Below are 18379 nucleotides of genomic sequence, written 5' to 3' on the forward strand. Positions count from 1 at the left end.
ATGGGCGCATCAAGGGCGAGGGGACGTCGCTCCCGCTGGGACCCGCGCCAGCGCGGCGAGTTCCCGCGCCGTCTCGAGCGTCAGCGGATGCGTCAGCCCGAGCGCCGTGCGGCGCACCGCGAGCGCCTGCCGCAGCAGCGCCTCCGCCGCGCGCGCGTCGCCGCGCCGCTGCTGCAGCATGCCCAGCTGGTGCAGCGTCATCGCGACCGACGGATGGTCGTCGCCGAGCACGCGCCGCCGCATCGCGAGCACCACGCGCTGCACCGAGTCCGCCTCCGCGAGCCGGCCCTGGTCGCGCAGCGTCAGCGCGAGGCCGTTCGTCATGTGGCCCACGTCCGGATGGTCGTCGCCGAGCGTGCGCCGCAGGATCGCGAGACCCGCGCGGTAGGTGGACTCCGCGGTCACCAGTCGTCCCTGCCGCCGCTGCAGCGCGCCGATGAGCCCCATCGTCTGCGCGACCTCGGGATGCTCGGGGCCCTGCAGCCGCGTGCGCATCGCGAGCGCCGCCGTCTGCAGCGACTCCGCCTCCGTCAGTCGCCCCTCGCGCGTGCGCAGCAGCCCGAGCGCCGTCATCGCGGACGCGACGTCCGCGTGCGACGCGCCGAACAGCCGCCGCCGCATGGCCAGCGCCTCGACGATCGGCCGCTCGGCCGCCGCCAGCCGTCCCTGCAGCTGCAGCTGCGACGCCAGGTGCTGCAGCGACGTCGCGACGTCGGGGTGCACGGGGCCGTAGTGCGCGCGGCGCGCCGCGAGCGCCTCGCGCGTCAGCCGCTCCGCGCCCGCGTAGTCGCCGCGGTCCTGGAGCAGCATGCCGAGTCCGTCCAGCGTGCGCGCGACGCGCGGGTGGCCGTCGCCGTGCAGCGCGCGCTGCACCTCCAGCGCCTCGCGGTACAGCGACTCCGACGATGCGTAGCGCCCGCGCGCGGCCTGCAGCACCGCGAGGTGGTACATGCTCTCCGCCGTCGCCTCGTGCTGCCGCCCGAACGTGCGCCGCCGCAGCGACAGCGCGCGCTCCAGATACGGCGCCGCCGCCGCGTAGTCGCCGAGTCGCTGATGCACGCGGCCCACGACGTCCAGCATCTGCGACTGTGCCGCCGGCTGCGCGTCCAGCCGCTCGGCGCGCGCGGCGCCGCGCGCGAGCAGCTCGCGCACCGTGAGCCCGCCGCGCGCCGCCGCGTCGCCGTCCACCGCCTCGAACAGCGCCAGGGTGAAGTCCGTCACCTGCTCGGCCTTCTCCGCTTCGAGGAGCGCCTGGCCCAGCGCGCGGCGCACGCGGCTCGCCTGCACGGTGACCGTGGCCGCGTACACCGACAGCAGCACGACGAACGCCGCCGCCGCCGCCACCGACCAGCGGTGCCGCGACACGAACTTCCGCATGCGGTACGCGACCGAGTCGCTCCGCGCGGCGACGGGACGCCCTTCGAGGTGGCGCTCGATGTCCAGCGCCACGCCCTCGGCCGACGGATAGCGGCGGTCCGGCGACTTGTGCAGCGCGCGCGCCACCATGCGATCGAGGTCGCCGCGCAGCGCACGCGCGAGGCGCGACGGCGTGGTGTGGCGCTGCACCGCGAGCGCGGCCGGCGGCGGCGTGCCCGCGTCGCGCGCGTCGCGCAGCACGGCCGCGCTGGGACGCAGCGGATCCGTCTCGCACACCGCGCGCTCGATCTCGCGCAGCGAGCGGTCGCGCGGCCGCTGCGGCCGGTGGCCCGTGAGCAGCTCGTACATGACGAGGCCCAGGCCGTAGACGTCGGTCGCCGTCGTCACCGGATCGCCGCGCACCTGCTCGGGCGCGGCGTACTCCGGCGTCATCACGCGCAGCCCCGTGCGCGTCAGCGGCTCCGGCTCGGCATGCGGATCGAGCAGCTTGGCGATGCCGAAGTCCATCAGCTTCACCTCGCCCGCGGCCGTCACCATGATGTTCGACGGCTTGAGGTCGCGGTGCACCACCAGCGCGCGGTGGGCGGCGTGCACCGCGCGCGCGACGTCGCGGATCAGGCGCAGCCGCTCGCGCACCGGCAGGCGGCGCGCGTCGCACCACCGGTCGATCGGCTCGCCGTCCACGTACTCCATCACGAAGTACGGCCGCCCGTCGTCGGCGACGCCGCCGTCCAGCAGCCGCGCGATGTTCGGATGCTGCAGCGTCGCCAGGATCTGCCGCTCGGCCAGGAAGCGCCGCACCACGTCCTCGGCGTCGAGGCCGCGGCGCAGCACCTTCACCGCGACCGTGCGCGCGAAGTGGCCGTCGTCGCGCTCCGCGAGATAGACGGTGCCCATGCCGCCGCGCCCCAGCTCGCGCACGATGCGGTATGCGCCGACCGTCGTGAGCCGGTCGTCGGGCTCGCGCGTCCAGGCGCCGAGCGGCGCGCCGTCCAGCATGCCGTCGGCGCGCTCGTGCGCCTGCATCAGCGCCGCGACCTCGGCACGCACCGCGGGATCGTCGCAGGCGCTGGTGAGCCAGTCGCGCCAGCCGTCGCCGCGGTCCAGCGCTTCGTCGAACAGCGCGTCCACGCGGTCGCGGTCGAGCGGCGCGGGCGGACGGTACGCCGCGTCGCGCGTGTCAGGTCGGCGCGTCGCCACCGGGAGAGCCGTCGGTCGCGTAGAGCGCGCGGTAGAGCCACGCGCGCGCCCGCGTCCACTCGCGCTGCACGGTGCGCGTGGAGGTGCCCAGCAGGTCGGCGATCTCCTGCTCCGACGCGCCGGCGAAGAAGCGCAGCTCCACGATCTGCCGCTGCCGCGGCGCGAGCTGCTCCAGCACCGCGTCGAGCGCCAGCACGTCCTCCAGCGCGACGTCGGCCGGGAGCTGCTTGCCGGTGAGCGTCGTCGGGTGCCAGTCGCCGCCGCCGCGCTTCGCCGCCTGCTGACGGCGCGCGAGGTCGACGAGGATCTGCCGCATCGCGCGCGCGGCCACGCCGTAGAAGTGCGCGCGGCCCGCCCACTCGCCGCGCAGCTGGTCGCGCAGCTTGAGATAGAGCTCGCTCACCAGCTCCGACGGGTCGATCGCGCGCCGCGCGTCCACGCGGCGCAGCTGGCGCGCGGCGACGCCCTGCAGCTCGTCGTAGGCGAGCGCGAACAGCCGGTCGTAGGCGGCGCGGTCGCCGGCGCTCGCGTGGTGGAGCTGCTGCGTGACGTCGCCCGCGGGCGTCGGCGGGGCCGATGGGGTCGTGCCGTGCGGCGCGGTCATGGCGAGGCGCTCGGGAAGGGGTCGGCTGCCGCCAATGTACAGCCGGCGGCGCGCACGCACAGCAGCGAATGCGCGAGCGGATCGCGGGTGTGATCGCCTGTCGGGTCGCGGCGCGATCGCGCGCATCAGGGGACATGGGGCCTCGCACCACGGCGTGCCCCACGTTCCCTGCTGCGGCGCGCTCCCGAGCGAGCGCGAGGAGGTCTCATGTTGCTGCTCCAGACCGGCGCGCTGATCGCCGCGCTCGCCGGCGCGCCATCCGCCCCCGTCGCGGCCGAGCGTGCGCCCGCGGACGGGCCGCGCTTCGCCGACGTCCGGCTGGCGACCGGCGTCCGGCTGCGGTACGCCGAGTCGGGCGACTCGGCCGCGCCCGCACTGATCCTGCTGCACGGCTACAGCGACTCCTGGTTCTCGTGGAGCCGCGTGATCGCGCCGCTCGCCACGCGCCATCGCGTGTTCGCGCTCGACCAGCGTGGGCACGGCGACTCCGACCGGCCGGCGCGCGGCTACGCGATGCACGACCTCGCCGCCGACGTCGTCGCCTTCATGGACGCGCAGGGCATCCCGCGCGCGGCGGTCGTCGGCCACTCGATGGGCTCGATCGTGGCGCGCGAGGTCGTGCGGCTGGCGCCGGCGCGCGTGTCGCAGCTCGTGCTCGTCGGCGCCGCGTCGGGCGCGCCGAACGACGCGGTGCGGGCGCTGAAGAAGGACATCGACGCGCTCACCGATCCGGTGCCGTCGGCGTTCGCGCGCGAGTTCCAGCTCGGCACGGCGCACCGGCCGGTGCCGCCGGAGTTCATGGACCGCGCGGTCGCGGAGAGCCTCAAGCTGCCCGCCTCGGTGTGGCGGCAGCTGATGACCGGGATCGTCGCCGCGCCGCCCGCGCGCCCCGGCGGGCCGCGCATCCCGACGCTCGTCGTGTGGGGGGACCGCGACCAGGTCTTCCCGCGCGCCGAGCAGGAGCAGCTGGTGCGCGCCTACCAGCCGGCGACGCTCGCGGTGTACGCGGGGACGGGCCACGCGCTGCACTGGGAGGAGCCCGAGCGCTTCGCGCGCGACGTGCTGGCGTTCCTGGCGACGCGCCCGGCGCGCGCGGCGAACGCCGCCGCACGCGCCGACTCGGTGCCGCTGTACGCCGACCTCGGCGACCATCGCTACGTCGTGAGCACGCGCGTGCCGCTGGCGCAGCGCTACTTCGACCAGGGGCTGCGCCTCTACTACGCGTTCAACCATGCCGAGGCGATCCGCGCGTTCAACGAGGCCGCGCGCCTCGATCCGCGGTGCGCCATGTGCCACTGGGGGACGGCGCTCGCGTACGGCCCGAACATCAACCTCCCGATGGACTCCGCGGCGGGCGTGGCCGCGCATGGCGCGCTGCAGCGGGCGCGCGCCGCGGCCGTGCACGCGACGCCGCGCGAGCGGGCGCTGATCGACGCGCTGGCGAAGCGCTACACGCCCGTCCCGCGCGCCGATCGGGCGGCGCTCGACTCCGCGTACGCGGGCGCGATGGGGGAGGTGGTGCAGCGCTTCCCCACGGACCTCGAGGCGCGCACGCTGCACGCGGAGGCGCTGATGGACCTGAGCCCGTGGCGCTACTGGAACGCGGACGGCTCGCCGCGTCCCGACACGCCGGTGCTGCTGGCGCAGCTCGAGCGCGTCGTGCGCGCCGCGCCGCGGCATCCGGGCGCGAACCACTTCTACATCCACGCGGTGGAGGCGGTGGATCCCGCGCGCGCGCTGCCGATGGCGGAGCGGCTCGCCGGGCTGATGCCGGGCGCCGGGCACCTGGTGCACATGCCGGGGCACATCTACGTGCGCGTCGGGCGCTACGCCGACGCGATCCGCGCCAACGAGCACGCGGTGCACGCCGACGAGTCCTACATCCGCGACCAGAAGCCCGCGCTGGGTGCGTACACGGCCGGGTACTACCCGCACAACTACGACTTCCTGGCGTTCGCGGCGAGCATGGTGGGGCGACGCGAGCAGGCGCTGGCCGCCGCGGAGCGGATGCGGTCGCTCGTGCCGGCGGAGGTGCTGCGCGCGCCGGGGATGACGTTCGTGCAGCACCACCAGACGCGCCACCTGCAGCTGAAGGTGCGGTTCGCGGACTGGGCGGCGATCCTGGACGCGCCCGCACCGGCGGAGGACCTGCCGCACGCGCGCGCGATGTGGCACTACGCGCGCGGCCGTGCGCTCGCGGCGCGCGGCGGCCTGCCGGCGGCGGACAGTGCGCTCGCCAGCGTGCGCGCCACTGCCACGGACCCGCGCATCGCGTCGCAGCGGCTGGAGTTCAACACGTCGGGCGAGGTGCTGGGCATCGCGGCCGAGGTGCTCGCGGGACACGTCGCGGCGGCGCGCGGCGATCACGATGCGGCGATCCGCCACCTGCGCGAGGCGGCGCGCCGCGAGGACGCCCTCGCCTACGGCGAGCCGCCCGAGTGGACGGTGCCGGTGCGGCAGGAGCTGGGCGTGATCCTCCTGGGCGCGGGACGCGCGACCGACGCCGAGCAGGCGTTCCGCGAGGACCTGAAGCGCTTCCCGGAGAACGGCTGGTCGCTGCGCGGGCTGCAGCGCGCGCTGGCGATGCAGGGGAAGGACGGCGAGGCGCGGGCGGTCGCGGTGCGGCTGCAGGCGGCGCAGGGATCCAACGGAGGGACGCATCACTGACTGCTGCGTGCTGCGTGCTGCGTGTGGGCTCCGGCCCTCGGCCGCCGACGTCACGCCAGGCATGCCCGAACTACGCGTGTGGATGCGGATGATGGGATGAGAAGGATCAAATGGATCTGCTCCTCCTGGCGGCGACGTTCCGAGCGCCGGTGCGGAGCGGATCCATTTGATCCTGCTCATCCTTCTCATCCCAATTCAAGAACACCCGAGCCGGCCCGGCACGCGGGACGTCGACGCCACGAGGAGCGGTCCGCACGATCCGCCGCATCCGGAGCATCCGCATCCCTCCAAGAGGCCAACAGGTCCGGCGCGCCGAGGCATCCCGAGCGGGCGTACACGCAGCACGCAGCCCGCCGTCGTCTCCCCCTTCCCCCGCGGGTAGCTTCTCCCGCATGACCGACGGCCTCCTCGCCATCCTCGCGCACCCCGACGACGAGAGCTTCATGCTCGCGGCGACGGCCGCGCGCACCGCCGCCAGCGGGCGGCACGTCGCGCTGGTGTGCGCCACGCGCGGGCAGGCCGGCTCCGCGGGCGACCCGCCGCTGGTGTCGCGCGACGAGCTGCCGGCGCTCCGCGAGCGGGAGCTGCGCGACGCCTGCGCCATCCTCGGCGTCGAGCTGCTGGCGCTGCTGGACCACGAGGACAAGCAGCTCGGGAGCGCGGACACGGACGCGATGCGCGAGGTGCTCGTGCGGCACGTGCGCGCGGCGCGGCCGGCGGTCGTGGTGACGTTCGATCCGAAGGGCGTCTCGAACCACGCCGACCACCAGGCGATCCACCGCTTCACGATCGACGCCGTCACCGCCGCCGCGGACGCGCGCTACGCGCCGGCGCTGGGCGCGCCGCACCGCGTGCGCCGCGTCGTGTGGCCGGCGCCGATCCTCACCACGCACGAGTGGCGCCCCGAGGTCCTCGCCGCGCACTGGGGCGTGGACTACCTGATCGACGGCCGCGCGCACCGCGACACGAAGCTCGCCGCGCTGCACGCGCACCGCACGCAGCACCGCGCCGTCGAGCGCGAGTGGCTGTCGGACGTGTACCGCGCGAGCGGCGGCGCGAACCTCGACTGGGAGGTGTTCCGCCACGCGTGGGGCGAGCCGCCGCCCGGCGTGCCCGCGCCCGACCTGTTCGCGGGCCTCGACTGACGCGCCGATGACGCGCACCGACGCGCCGGATCACGCGCCCGAGGACGCGGCAACGTCGTCGTGGGGCGGCACGCTCGCGATCGTGCTCTGCACCACCGCGACGGCCTTCCTCGGCGGCCTCGCGTCAGCTCGGGCGGGCGACTTCTACCTGTCGCTGCACCGGCCCGCGTGGGCGCCGCCCGCGTGGACCTTCGGCGTCGTGTGGACGACGCTGTACGTGCTGATGGCGCTCGCCGCGTGGCTGGTGTGGCGCGTGCGCGCGCGCCGCGGCGCACGCCACGCGCTCATCCTGTACGGGCTGCAGCTGGCGCTCAACGCGCTCTGGCCGTGGCTGTTCTTCGCCTGGCGGCGCGGCGGCCTGGCGTTCGCCGAGGTGGTGCTGCTGCTGGGCGTCGTGGGCGCGACGGTCTTCGCCGTCGGGCGCGTGCGTCGCCGCGCGGCGGTGCTGCTGCTGCCCTACCTGCTGTGGGTGGCGTTCGCGAGCGCGCTCACGCTGGCGGTGTGGAAGCTGAATCCGGATCGGCTGTCGTGATCCGTCCATCCTTCGTTCGGCACGCCGGACCTGTTCGCCCATTGGTGAGGGTGCGGATGCTCCGGATCTGAACGGATCATGCGGATCACTCCGTGTAGCGCATGGGATGTCGCCGCCGCGCGGAACGATCCGAAGCATCCGCACCATCCGGAGCAGCCGTATCCTCACCAAAGGCCACAGGGGTCCGGCGCGCCGATCAGGCCACCGCGAGCGTCGCGCGGCGCAGGCCGGTCCACTCGATCCACGCGAACGCCGCCACGATCAGCCCCTGCGCGACGACGAACGCGGCGCCGAGGGCGGTCGGGTCGATCCAGCCGGTGAGCGGCAGCACCACGCTGTCGATCGCCCACAGGACGTTGAGGAGCACGAGCGTCCACGCGAGGCGGGCGGGAATGCGCGGGCGGCGCGCCACCCACGCGAGCAGCGCCGCGAACGGCAGCAGCGCGAGGCCGGCGCCGCGCAGCAGCGCGACCGGGAGGCCGAGCAGCGTCTCCAGCAATCCCGGCGCGCCGGCGAGGAGCGCGCCCATCCCCGCCGTCGCGGCGGCGTCGACGAGCAGCGCGCGGCGGAGCAGGCCCTGGGGATCGCGGTCGGTGGTCGTGGCGTCACGCATCGTCGTGGTCTCCGTGTGGGTGGGGCGGCGCCGCGGTCGTGCCGCGCGCCGTGCCCACACGTAAATTCCGCGCATGGCCAGGGTCGATTACGTCGCAGGTAATGCCGGCGACGCGCGCCGCGCACCGACCGTCGGCGCGCTGCTGCGCGACTGGCGCGTGCGGCGACGCCACAGCCAGCTCTCCCTCGCGCTGCACGCGGACGTCTCGGCCCGCCACCTCAGCTTCCTCGAGACCGGGCGCGCGATGCCCAGCCGCGAGATGGTGCAGCAGCTGGCGGAGGCGCTGGAGATCCCGCCGCGCGAGCGCGACGCGCTGCTGCTGGCCGCGGGCTACGCGCCGGCGAGCGCGCCGCGGACGCCGGACGACGCGGCGCTGCGGGGCGTGCGCGACGCGGTCGATCTCATCCTCGCCGCGCTGATGCCGAGCCCCGCGCTGGCGGTGGACCGGCACTGGAACGTCGTCGCGTACAATCCCGCGCTCGGGCTCTTCCTGCGCGACGTCGATCCGGCGCTCGCCACGCCGCCGGTGAACGCGCTGCGCGCGAGCCTGCACCCGCGGGGGCTCGCGCCGCGCATCGCCAACCTCGCGCAGTGGCGCGCGCACGTGCTCGCACGCCTGCGCCGCGACGTCGAGCTGACCGCCGATCCCGCGCTCGCGTCGCTGCGCGACGAGCTGCGCGCCTTTCCGCCGCCGCCGGGCGCGGCGCGCGACGACGGGGAGGCCGCGCCGGGCGTCGTCGTGCCGCTGCGCGTGCGCTCGCCGCACGGGATGCTGAGCTTCCTCAGCACGACGACCATCTTCGGCACCGCGATCGACGCCAGCGCGGCCGAGCTGACGATCGAGGCGTTCCTGCCGGCGGACGCGCACACCGCGGCCGTGCTGCGCGCGGCCACCGACGGCTGACCGCACCGGGCGCGCGCTACCCGCCCGTCCTCGGATCGAAGCGCGCGAGCTGGCGGCGGAAGCGGGCGTGGTACTCCGCCGTCGTCTGCCGGGGGTTGCCGGGATTCTCGAAGCTCTCGACCGGACGGCCGAGCCGCGCGAGCAGGAACTTCCAGCTCTCGGCGCGCGTGAAGTGCTCCGGCACCACGCCGTCCGCGGCCATGCGCTCCAGCGCGGGGAGCGCCGCGGCCGCATCGCGGCCGAGCACCAGCAGCGCCTCGCGCGCGGCCTCGGCGGCCGTGCGCGCGACGTCGTGGCGCCGGTCGCGCCGCTCGGCGAGGATCGCGTACGCCTGCGCGACCACGTCCACCAGCAGCGGCACCGCGTCGGCGCCGCGGTCCGACTGCCGCTCGATCAGCCCGCGCGCCCACAGGCGGCGCTCATGGTCGGCGAGCAGCTGCGCTTCCCACGGCGTCGGCGTCGCGAAGGTCCCGGGCGGCAGGTGCCGCAGCGCCTCGCCGAACGCGCCGAGGTGGAACTCGTCGGGAAAGCGGCCGGCGAGCACGCGGCGCACCAGCACGTCGCGCAGCAGCGCGCCGTCGGCGCCGAGCTTCCGGATCGCGCCCGTCAGCCCGTCGTGGTCGCGCGGGCGCGGGTCGGCCACGAGCGTCGCCAGCAGCGCGGCGTCGCCCGCGACGGGACCGTGCTCCTCGACGTCGCGCAGCACCGGGCGCACGAGCGCGAACGCCGGGTCCTCGACGGGGCGCGTGCGATCGGCGAGCAGCCGCGCCAGCTCGACGCGTGCCTCGAGCGCGGCCTGCCGCGGGTCCGCGTCGAGGTGCAGCGTCGTCCACTCGCGCAGCACCGCCACCGCGTGCAGCCCGTCGGTGCGCGCCTGGCCGCGCGGCGTCCGCGCGATCCCCCAGTGGAGGCGGAAGCTCTCGGGCGGCCCACTGCCGTCGATGCGCAGCGTCCGGCTGCGCAGCGGCGCGTTGGCGACGGTGCGGCGGAGCAGCACGGCGCCGGCGCGGTCGCGCACCTCGATGCGCCGCGCGTGGAGCGGGCCGGCCGTGAGCGTCCACTTCCGCCGACGCGGGACGACGTCCTCGCGCCACTCCTGCACCGCGACGGTGAAGTCCCCGGGCCCGCCGTCGCCGTCCTCGCGCACGATCGTCTCGCCGCGCGCGATGCGCAGCCGCCACGCGTCGCCGAGCGCGCTCGCGGCGTGCGTCCATCCGGCGTACCACGCGCCGTGCTTCGTGAGGTCGGCGGGCATCACCGACGGCGCGCCCGCGGGACGCCGCACGACGCGGTACGTCTCCGGCGCGGACACCGGCCCGGTGCGCGGATCGCGGTCGGGCGCGTCGAGGTGCACGCGGACGACGGCGTCGATGCCGGGCGTGAAGAGCGCCGCCACGCACAGCGGATCGCACGCGCGCTCCTGCTGGCCGTTCCGCGTCCGATCGCTGCTCGGCTGCTCGTACGGATGCGTGAGCGCGAACGTCACCGTGCCATGGAGGGCGATGCGCTCCGCGGGCATCACGTCCTCACCGCGCAGCGCGGCGAGGCGCGCCCGCATGGGCCGGTTGGCGCGCGTGGGCAGCGTGCGCAGCACCGCGTACGCGGCGACCACCGCGACCACCGCCGCCGGCCGGTCGCCGATGGCGCCGTGCGCCGGCCACCAGACGACCGCGAACAGCGCGCCCCAGAGGAAGGCGGTCGGCGCGAAGCCCAGCACGAGCCCCGGCAGGATGCCGAAGAAGAGGCCCATGACGACCAGCGAGGGCGCGGCCAGCGCGACGAGCGCCAGCAGGCCGGTGATCGTCAGGTAGCGGACGAGCAGCGCTTCCATGCCCGGGAGTATCGGGCGCGCACCGCCGTTCCGGAACCGCGGGCGCTACGCGGCGCTACTCGGGGACCGCCTGCTCCTTCGTGTCGCCCGCGGCGAAGAAGAGCGAGGTGCGCCGCTCGGACGGCATGCGCACGACGACCGCGAGGTTCTGCTGGTCGCGGAAGTGCTCGAAGAGCAGCGCGTCGCGCAGCGCGAGCCTGCGCACGGGGCGCGCGGCCGTCAGCTCGACGGTGTAGACGCGCATCGGGATGCCGCCGGCGTCGCGCTCGTCGCGGGCCTGCAGCAGCCGCGGCACCAGCCGCACGCCGTCGGCCGTGACGCCGACGCCCTGCGCGAAGTAGCGCGCGAAGGCCGAGTCGCCGGCGGCCGACGAGAGCACGAGCTGCGGCGCCCTCGCATGCGCGCGCACCGCGTCCTGCAGGTCGTCGTGGAAGAGCCGCACCTGCGCGGCGACGGTGCGGCCCTCGACGACGAGGCGCATGTGCGAAACATGAACGTCATGCACTGCGGAGGACGGAACGGCGGAGGACGATGCTGCGGAAGACGATACGGCGTGAGACGGTACGGCGGGGACCAGCAGTCCCAGCACCCACATCCGCTTCAAGCCACGCACCATCGTCTCACGCATCATCGTCCTCCGATTCATCGTTCTCCGCCGTTCCGTCTTCCGCCGTTCAGCTGATCGGCTTCCGCGTCGCCGGCTTCCCCCACGTGTTGTTCGACCGGTCCACGTCCGCGAAGCCCTCGTCCGGGTCGACCACCACGCCCGTCACCTCCTGGTCGGCGAAGAAGCCGTAGACGAAGCGCTTCTCGTTGCGGCGCCAGACGTCGACCGGGAGCTTCACGCGCTTCACCGAGCCGTCCGCGAACGTGACGTCCATCTCGACCGGGAGCACGAGGCCCGCGCGGTTCTCGAGCGTCACGCGCACGTAGCGCTTGCCGCGCGCCGTCGTGCCGACGAGCGAGTCCGCCGCCTGCGACTGCACGTCGGCGACCGCCTGGTCGTTGGCGTGCGTGCTGTAGAACCAGCCGCGCCAGAAGTAGCTCAGGTTCTCGCCGGCGCCGTCGTCGAGCGAGCGGAAGAAGTCGCCCGGCTGCGGGTGCTTGAACATCCAGCGCTGCGCGTACTCCTGGAACGCGGCGTCGAACAGCGAGTCGCCGAGGACCTTCTCGCGCAGCATCACGAGGCCGGCGGCGGGCTTGGAGTAGCCGTTGTTGCCGAAGTTCGCCTGGATGTCGTTCGACTCGGTCATGATGGGCACCTGCGCGGTGTCCTTCATGTAGCCGACGATGTTCTTCGCGGGGCCGCGGCGGCTCGGGTAGCCGCGCTGCCAGTCCTGCTCCGCGTAGTACTGCAGGAACGAGTTGATGCCCTCGTCCATCCAGGTCCACTTGCGCTCGTCGCTGGCGACGACCATCGGGAACCAGTTGTGCCCGACCTCGTGGATCGTGACCGAGATGAGCGCCTTCTCCGTCGCGTCGCTGTAGGTGCCGTCCGGGCTCGGGCGGGCGCCGCAGAACGCGATCATCGGGTACTCCATGCCGAACACCGGGCCGTGCACGTTGACGGCCTTCGGGTACGGGTACTCGAACGCCATCCGGCCGTACGTCTTCATCGTCTGGATGGTCGCGCGCGTGCTCACCTTGTCCCACAGCGGCATCGCGTCGCGCGGGTAGAGCGAGTGGATCTCGACCACGCGCCCGTTCGTGGCGCCGCCCCTGGCGTAGCGGAAGCCCGCCGCGTCCCAGACGTACGTCTTGCTGGAGACCCACGCGAAGTCGCGCACGTTCTCCGCGGTGAAGCGCCACGTCAGCGGGCCCGTGCCCGCGGGGCGCGAGGCGGCCGTCATCACCTCGTTGGGCGCGACGATGAAGGTCGGCACCGTGTCGGTGAGCGCCTTCGCGAGGCGCGCGCGCTGCGTCGCCGTCATCACCGCCTCGGGATTGCGCAGCGTGCCCGTCGCGTTGACGATGTGGTCGCGCGGCACGGTGAGGCTGACGTCGTAGTTCCCGAAGTTCAGGTAGAACTCGCCCTGCCCGAGGAACTGGTCCGTCTGCCACCCGTTGACGTCGTCGTACACCGACGCGCGCGGGAACCACTGCGCGATCTCGTAGAGCCAGCCGTCCTTCACCTTCTCCTTGGCGCCGCGGCCGTTCTGGCCGCCCTCGGGGACGAGGAAGCGCCAGTCCATCTCGACGACGGCGGTCTTCCCCGGCGCGAGCGGTGTCGGCAGGTCGACGCGCAGCACGGTGTTGTTGAGGACGCGCTTCGCGTCGCGCTTCACGCCCGCGGCGCTCACGGTCTGCACGCGCGACAGCGTGTAGCCGCCCTGGAACGGCTCCGCCGCGAGGGCGCGCTGGGCGGCCGGGCTGAGTCGCGTGCCGAACGCGGGCGTCGACAGGTTCGCGCGGCTCTGCGGGTCGTCGATGTTCTGGTCCAGCTGGAACCAGAGGAAGCGCAGCGTGTCGGGCGAGTTGTTGTGGTACGTGACGCGCTCGCTGCCCGTGATGGCCTGCTGCACGGTGTCGAGCGTCGCGCGGATCACGTAGTCCACGCGCTGCTGCCAGTAGCGCGGCCCGGGCGCGCCCGAGGCCGAGCGGGCCTGGTTGGCCGGGGGAAGCTCCTCGAGCGCGCGGAAGACCGAGCGGTTGGTGCGCTCGGCCTTGGCGGTCGAGTCCAGCCACTGCTGCGCGCCGAGGGATGTGGCAGGCGCGACGGCGAGCAGGCCGGCGACGGCGAGCGCCGCGCGGAGACGGAGATCGGACATCGGGGATGGAGAGGGAAAGGAAAGCGCCCGCGAGGCGGGCGACGCACGGCACGCGTGAGCGGGCCGGAGGCTACGCGCGCGGGCCGCGACGCGCCGGTCGGCCGGGACGAGCCGCGCGGGGCGCGGGGCGAGCCGAGCGGGAGGGGGCTGGCAGGGGGTACCCCTGCTCAACCGTTCAGTGCCGCGACGCGCTGGATGAGCAGCAGCGTCGCGAGGCCGCCGGTGATGCCGGCGAGCAGGAGCACCCAGTCGCGGCGGGCGCCGAGGAGGCGCGACGCGGCGGCGCCGATCATCAGGGTGACGGCGACGATGAGGAGCTGGCCGGCCTCGAGCCCGAGGTTGAAGGCCAGCAGCGGCATCGCGATGGAGGATTCGGCCCCGAGCAGCGCGCGCAGGTAGGTCGAGAAGCCCAGTCCATGGATGAGGCCGAAGCCGAGGGCGAGCAGGTAGAGGAGCGGGCCGCCGCGGGGGCCGCCGTCGGCGCCGCGCCAGCCCGAGCGACGCCAGGGGCGGCTCTCGTCGGGGCGCCGGGCGAGGACGATGGAGGCGAGGCTGGTGACGAGGATCGTCGCCGGGATCAGCACCTCGATCAGCGGGGCGTCGACGGTCACGAGGCGCAGCGTCGCCAGCGCCAGCGTGACGGAGTGCCCGACGGTGAACGCCGTCACGAGCACGAGGAGCCGGCGCCACGCGCCCAGCGTGTAGCCGCCGGTGAGCGCGGCCACGAAGAGGATGTGGTCGTAGCCGGCGAGGTCGGCGATGTGGGCGACGCCCAGCCGGAGGTAGGCGAGGAACTCGGATCCCATGCGTCGGGGTGGAGGACGGGCGAAGCCTAGCGGTCCGGCAGAGGGTGCGCGACTTGCCCCCGCGCCGTCGCATGTCCGACACGACCCGACCGCCCCGGTGGCGGCCGCTCGCCATCCTGCTGGGGGTGGTCCTCGCCGTGACCGCGCTGAAGGTGGGGCGGCCGGTGCTGGCGCCGCTGGCGGCGGGGATCTTCCTCGCGATGCTCGCGCACCCGCTGCGCGTGCGGCTGGCGCGCGTGGTGCCCGACTGGCTGGCGCTGACGCTCACCGGGCTGGCGCTGCTGGCGGGAGTGGCGGCGTTCCTGGCGGCGCTCGGGTGGAGCGTGGCCGCGGTCGCGGAGGAGTTGGCGGACCGGCGCGAGGCGCTGTCGGCGGCGGCGGAGCGGGCGCGCGGGTGGGCGTCGGCGCGCGGGATCCCCGTCCCGGCCGGATCCTCCGCGTCGGAGGGCGGTGGGGCGCCGAACGGGCTGGCGGGGGCTGTGACGCGGGCGCTCGGGCTGCTGGGGAGCGCGCTGGGCGAGCTGCTGCTGGCGCTGGCCGTGGCCGTGCTGGGGCTGGCCGAGGAGCGGGAGCTGCGCCGGCGGATCCGGCGGGCGGTGGGGGGCCGCGGGGCGGACGAGACGCTGGCGGTCGTGGACGAGTCGGCGGCGGCGTTCCGGCGCTACGTGTGGGTGAAGACGCTCACGAGCGCGATCACGGGGACGGCGAGCGCGCTGCTGGCGCTCGCGTTCGGGCTGCCGCTGGCGTGGGTGTGGGGCTTCCTCGCCTTCCTGCTGGAGTACGTGCCGAGCGTGGGGTCGCTGCTGGCGGTGGTGCCGCCGACACTGATGGCGCTCGCCGAATCGGCGGCCGGCGACGGCGGCGGGCTCGGGCGCGCGGCCGGGGTGCTGGCGGCGTTCGCGGCCATGCAGATCGTGCTCGGGAACGTCGTCGACCCGAAGCTGGAGGGGCGGCTGATGCGCCTGTCGCCGCTGGGGGTGCTGCTGGCGATCGTGTTCTGGGGGTGGCTGTGGGGGGCGCTGGGCGCGCTGCTGGCGGTGCCGCTGACGGTGGCGCTGGCGATCGCGAGCCGGCACGTGCCGGGGTGGCGGGGGGTCGCGACCGTGCTGGCGGGCGACGGGGTGGACGAGGAGCGGAAGTGACCTGGAAGTGAGACGGGCGGCGAGCCGAGGAGGCCCGCCGCCCGCTTCGTGTCGTGCTGGAGCGCGCGATCAGATGCGGTCGCGGCGGCGGGCGGCGTCGATGTCCTCGACGTCCTGCTGCGCCTTCCCGAGCTTCTGCTGCGCCTTGCCCTCGAGCTTGTCGAGCTTGCCCTCGACGTCGTGGCGGGGGTTGCCCGTGAGGTCGCCGAGCGCGTCCTTGACGCGGCCGCCGAGCTCCTTCGCCTTGCCCTCGAGCTCGATCTGCTCGCCGCTCTTGCGGGTGATATCGCTCATGTGAGGCTCCTGCGTCTGGGGTGGATGCGCGGACGAACTGGCGTCGCGCGGGGCGGATTGCAGGGCATCGGGCGTGCCGTGGGGCGTGAAACGGCGGAGGACGGTGGGGCGTGATACGGAAGAGCGGACGCCTCGAGCTTCAGGCTGGTAGCATCCGCCGTCTCGTTTCACGCCGTATCGTCCTCCGCTTCCTCGTCCTCCGCCGTTCCGTCCTCCGTCGTTCATGCGCGCCAGCGCCATTCAGGTTCACTCCGCCGCCGTCGCCGGCGCGATGCCCGCACCGCTGCTCCAGCGACTGCTGGCGCGCGTGGGTGTGGATGGTCTCGCACCGCGCCCGCTGGCGGCGTACGCGCGGGTGACCGTCGTCGGCGCGGGAAAGGCGGCGTTGGCGATGGCGGCGGCGGTCGAGCCGGTGCTGGCGGCGGCCGGCGTGCGCGCGATGCGCGGCGAGGTCGTGGTGCCGCACGGCTATGCGACGCAGCTGCCGGAAGGGGTGCGCGCGCCCGTGGGCATCGCGGTGCGCGAGGCGGCGCATCCGCTCCCCGACGCGGCGGGCGAGGCGGCGGCGCGTGCGGCGCTGGCGACGGCGCGCGCGTGCGGGGAGGACGAGCTGCTGCTGGTGCTGCTGTCGGGCGGCGCGTCGGCGCTGTGGGCGGCGTGCGTGGACGGCGTGCCGGCGGCGGATGCGCGCGAGATCGTGGCGCGGTTGCAGCGCGCGGGCGCGGACATCGCCGCGCTCAACACCGTGCGACGGCAGCTCTCGCTGCTGGGCGGCGGGCGGCTGGCGGCGGCGACGCGCGCGGACGTCGCGACGCTCGTGCTCTCGGACGTCGTCGGCGACGACCCGACGGTGATCGGCAGCGGGCCGACGGTGCCCGATCGCACGACGGCGGCCGACGCGGTGCGCGTGCTGCGCGCGTTCGGCGCGTGGGAGACGGCCTCCGACGCGGTGCGGGCGCGGCTCGCGACGCCAGCCGACGCGCCCACGCACGCGCGCGCAGCGGACGCGACGCGGCTGCACCTCCTGGGCGGCATCGGCGACGCGCTGGCGGCCGCGCGCGTGGCGGCGACGCGCCTGGGCTACACGACGACCGTGCGCGGGGCCGCGCTGCGCGGCGAGGCGCGCGACGCGGGCCGGGCGGTCGCGCGCGCGGCGATCGCGGCCGCGCTGCAGCGCGGCGCACCGGCGTGCCTGCTGTGGGGCGGCGAGACGACGGTGACGGTGCGCGGCGCGGGCCGTGGGGGGCGCAACCAGGAGCTGGCGCTGGCCGCGGCGGTGGCGCTGGACGACGCGGTGCGCGCGGGCGTGATCGACGACGACGCGCCCATCATGGCATTGAGCGCAGGCACGGACGGCATCGACGGGCCCACCGACGCCGCAGGGGCGTGGGCGACGCCGCGCACGGTGCGCGACGCGGCGGCGCGCGGGATCGACGCGCGGCGCGCGCTGGCCGACAACGACGCGCACGGCTTCTTCGCGGCCGCGGGCGGGGGGGGGCTGCTGCGGACGGGCCCCACGCACACGAACGTGATGGACGTGCAGGTGGCGCTGGTGGGCGTGTCGCCCGACCTGCCCGACCGGGTCACCTGAACATGGCGCGCGTGCGTGACCGGACGTTAACGTGGCGCGTGCGTCGCCGGTCGCGACGCCACTCCCCTCACACCCGCCGATCCCATGCTCTCACGTCTGCGCCCGCTCGCCCTGCTGCTCGCCGTCGCCTGCTCCAACAAGGATGCCGCGCCCGCGGCCGAGGGCGGCACCACGCCGGCGGCGTCCGCGCCCGCGGCCGCCGCGCAGGCGGACGGCGACCTCGCCGACGTGCAGAGCTACAAGCTGACGATGGACAAGATCGACCGCCTCTACGCGGCGCAGCGCGCGATGGCGGTGCGCGCGAAGGCGATGTCGCCGGCCGAGCGGGCGGCGCTGGACTCCGCGGATGGGGGCGACGACGACAACGACGACCAGAGCCTGGACGGCATCGCGGCGAAGATCGAGCGCGTGCCGGCGATGGCGGCGGCGGTGCGCGAGGCGGGGCTGTCGCCGCGCGAGTTCGCGACGATCTCGATGGCGATGCTGCAGTCGGCGATGGCGGGCAGCGTGCTGCAGATGCGCCCGAAGGACAACGCGGACTCGCTGGTGCGCGAGATGAAGGCGAACATGGACAACGTGCGCTTCATGCGCGAGCACGAGGCGGAGATCAAGCAGAAGCAGGAAGCGATGGCGGCGGAGATGAAGAAGCTGGGGGTCGACAGCTGAGACGCTGCGGACTGCGGGCTGCGGGCTGCGGATCCTGATCCTGGATCCTCGCGCCGGACCCGAACGGCGAACGGCATAGCAAGGATGAAGGTCTGAGAAGATTGGATAACCGCCGATGCTCCGTGTGGCGGCGACGCACGTCGCCTCACGCGGAGCATCCGTCGTTATCAGATCTTATCCGATCTTCATCCTTGCAAATGCAGTTGGCAGTTCACGTCCGCACGCCGCAGTCCGCCGCG

The 18379-nt window shown here is 74.9% G+C and carries 15 protein-coding genes; 7 read left to right on the plus strand and 8 right to left on the minus strand.

Annotated elements, in window-relative coordinates:
• Positions 1–9 precede the first annotated feature (9 nt).
• Entirely contained in the window at positions 10–2577 is a 2568-nt protein-coding gene (locus rosag_RS06450; RefSeq protein WP_284349237.1) for a serine/threonine-protein kinase, read from the minus strand.
• Positions 2558–3181, minus strand: coding sequence for an ECF-type sigma factor (locus rosag_RS06455; RefSeq protein ID WP_284349238.1), 624 nt, complete (start codon positions 3179–3181; stop codon positions 2558–2560). The genes rosag_RS06450 and rosag_RS06455 overlap by 20 nt, the downstream gene beginning before the upstream one ends.
• A 207-nt stretch (positions 3182–3388) precedes the next feature.
• Between rosag_RS06455 and rosag_RS06460 the strand changes: the two genes are divergently transcribed.
• The 3 genes from rosag_RS06460 (at position 3389) to rosag_RS06470 (ending at position 7525) form a co-directional block, all read left to right on the plus strand.
• A complete protein-coding gene (locus rosag_RS06460) occupies positions 3389–5848 on the plus strand; it encodes an alpha/beta fold hydrolase (protein WP_284349239.1) in 2460 nt (819 codons plus the stop codon).
• 392 nt (positions 5849–6240) lie between these two features.
• Positions 6241–6993 (plus strand): PIG-L deacetylase family protein, encoded by a 753-nt coding sequence (locus rosag_RS06465; protein ID WP_284349240.1) that lies wholly within the window; start codon positions 6241–6243, stop codon positions 6991–6993.
• A 7-nt stretch (positions 6994–7000) separates the two neighbouring features.
• Positions 7001–7525, plus strand: a complete 525-nt coding sequence (locus rosag_RS06470; protein WP_284349241.1) for a TspO/MBR family protein — start codon at positions 7001–7003, stop codon at positions 7523–7525.
• 196 nt (positions 7526–7721) lie between these two features.
• Here the strand turns inward: rosag_RS06470 and rosag_RS06475 are convergent, their stop codons facing one another.
• On the minus strand, positions 7722–8138 hold the full coding sequence (locus tag rosag_RS06475; protein ID WP_284349242.1) for a hypothetical protein: 417 nt from the start codon (positions 8136–8138) through the stop codon (positions 7722–7724).
• A gap of 73 nt (positions 8139–8211) precedes the next feature.
• On the opposite strand from rosag_RS06475, the gene rosag_RS06480 reads away from it, so the two are divergent.
• The gene (locus rosag_RS06480) at positions 8212–9042 is read left to right on the plus strand and encodes a helix-turn-helix domain-containing protein (protein ID WP_284349243.1); all 831 of its coding nucleotides are present in this window, start codon (positions 8212–8214) and stop codon (positions 9040–9042) included.
• 16 nt (positions 9043–9058) lie between these two features.
• Here rosag_RS06480 and rosag_RS06485 read toward each other — a convergent pair whose 3' ends face one another.
• The 4 genes from rosag_RS06485 to rosag_RS06500 form a co-directional block, all read right to left on the minus strand.
• Positions 9059–10873, minus strand: a complete 1815-nt coding sequence (locus rosag_RS06485) for a hypothetical protein (RefSeq protein ID WP_284349244.1) — start codon at positions 10871–10873, stop codon at positions 9059–9061.
• A gap of 55 nt (positions 10874–10928) precedes the next feature.
• Positions 10929–11519 carry a DUF6702 family protein gene (locus tag rosag_RS06490; RefSeq protein ID WP_309298173.1) on the minus strand — a complete coding sequence of 197 codons (591 nt, stop codon included), beginning with the start codon at positions 11517–11519 and terminating at the stop codon, positions 10929–10931.
• A gap of 28 nt (positions 11520–11547) precedes the next feature.
• Positions 11548–13641 (minus strand): M1 family metallopeptidase, encoded by a 2094-nt coding sequence (locus rosag_RS06495; protein WP_284349246.1) that lies wholly within the window; start codon positions 13639–13641, stop codon positions 11548–11550.
• 167 nt (positions 13642–13808) lie between these two features.
• Positions 13809–14447 (minus strand): HupE/UreJ family protein, encoded by a 639-nt coding sequence (locus rosag_RS06500; RefSeq protein ID WP_284349247.1) that lies wholly within the window; start codon positions 14445–14447, stop codon positions 13809–13811.
• A 71-nt stretch (positions 14448–14518) separates the two neighbouring features.
• Here rosag_RS06500 and rosag_RS06505 point away from each other — a divergent pair, with 71 nt between their 5' ends.
• Positions 14519–15589, plus strand: coding sequence for an AI-2E family transporter (locus tag rosag_RS06505; protein WP_284349248.1), 1071 nt, complete (start codon positions 14519–14521; stop codon positions 15587–15589).
• Between the two features lie 69 nt (positions 15590–15658).
• Here rosag_RS06505 and rosag_RS06510 read toward each other — a convergent pair whose 3' ends face one another.
• The gene (locus tag rosag_RS06510) at positions 15659–15883 is read right to left on the minus strand and encodes a CsbD family protein (RefSeq protein ID WP_284349249.1); all 225 of its coding nucleotides are present in this window, start codon (positions 15881–15883) and stop codon (positions 15659–15661) included.
• Between the two features lie 223 nt (positions 15884–16106).
• Between rosag_RS06510 and rosag_RS06515 the strand changes: the two genes are divergently transcribed.
• Together rosag_RS06515 and rosag_RS06520 are read left to right on the plus strand one after the other, a co-directional pair.
• Positions 16107–17474: a glycerate kinase type-2 family protein gene (locus rosag_RS06515; protein ID WP_284349250.1), complete on the plus strand. Its 1368-nt coding sequence runs from the start codon at positions 16107–16109 to the stop codon at positions 17472–17474.
• Between the two features lie 84 nt (positions 17475–17558).
• Entirely contained in the window at positions 17559–18140 is a 582-nt protein-coding gene (locus rosag_RS06520) for a hypothetical protein (RefSeq protein WP_284349251.1), read from the plus strand.
• The last annotated feature ends 239 nt before the right edge of the window (positions 18141–18379 follow it).

Source organism: Roseisolibacter agri (assembly GCF_030159095.1).
GTDB lineage: Bacteria > Gemmatimonadota > Gemmatimonadetes > Gemmatimonadales > Gemmatimonadaceae > Roseisolibacter > Roseisolibacter agri.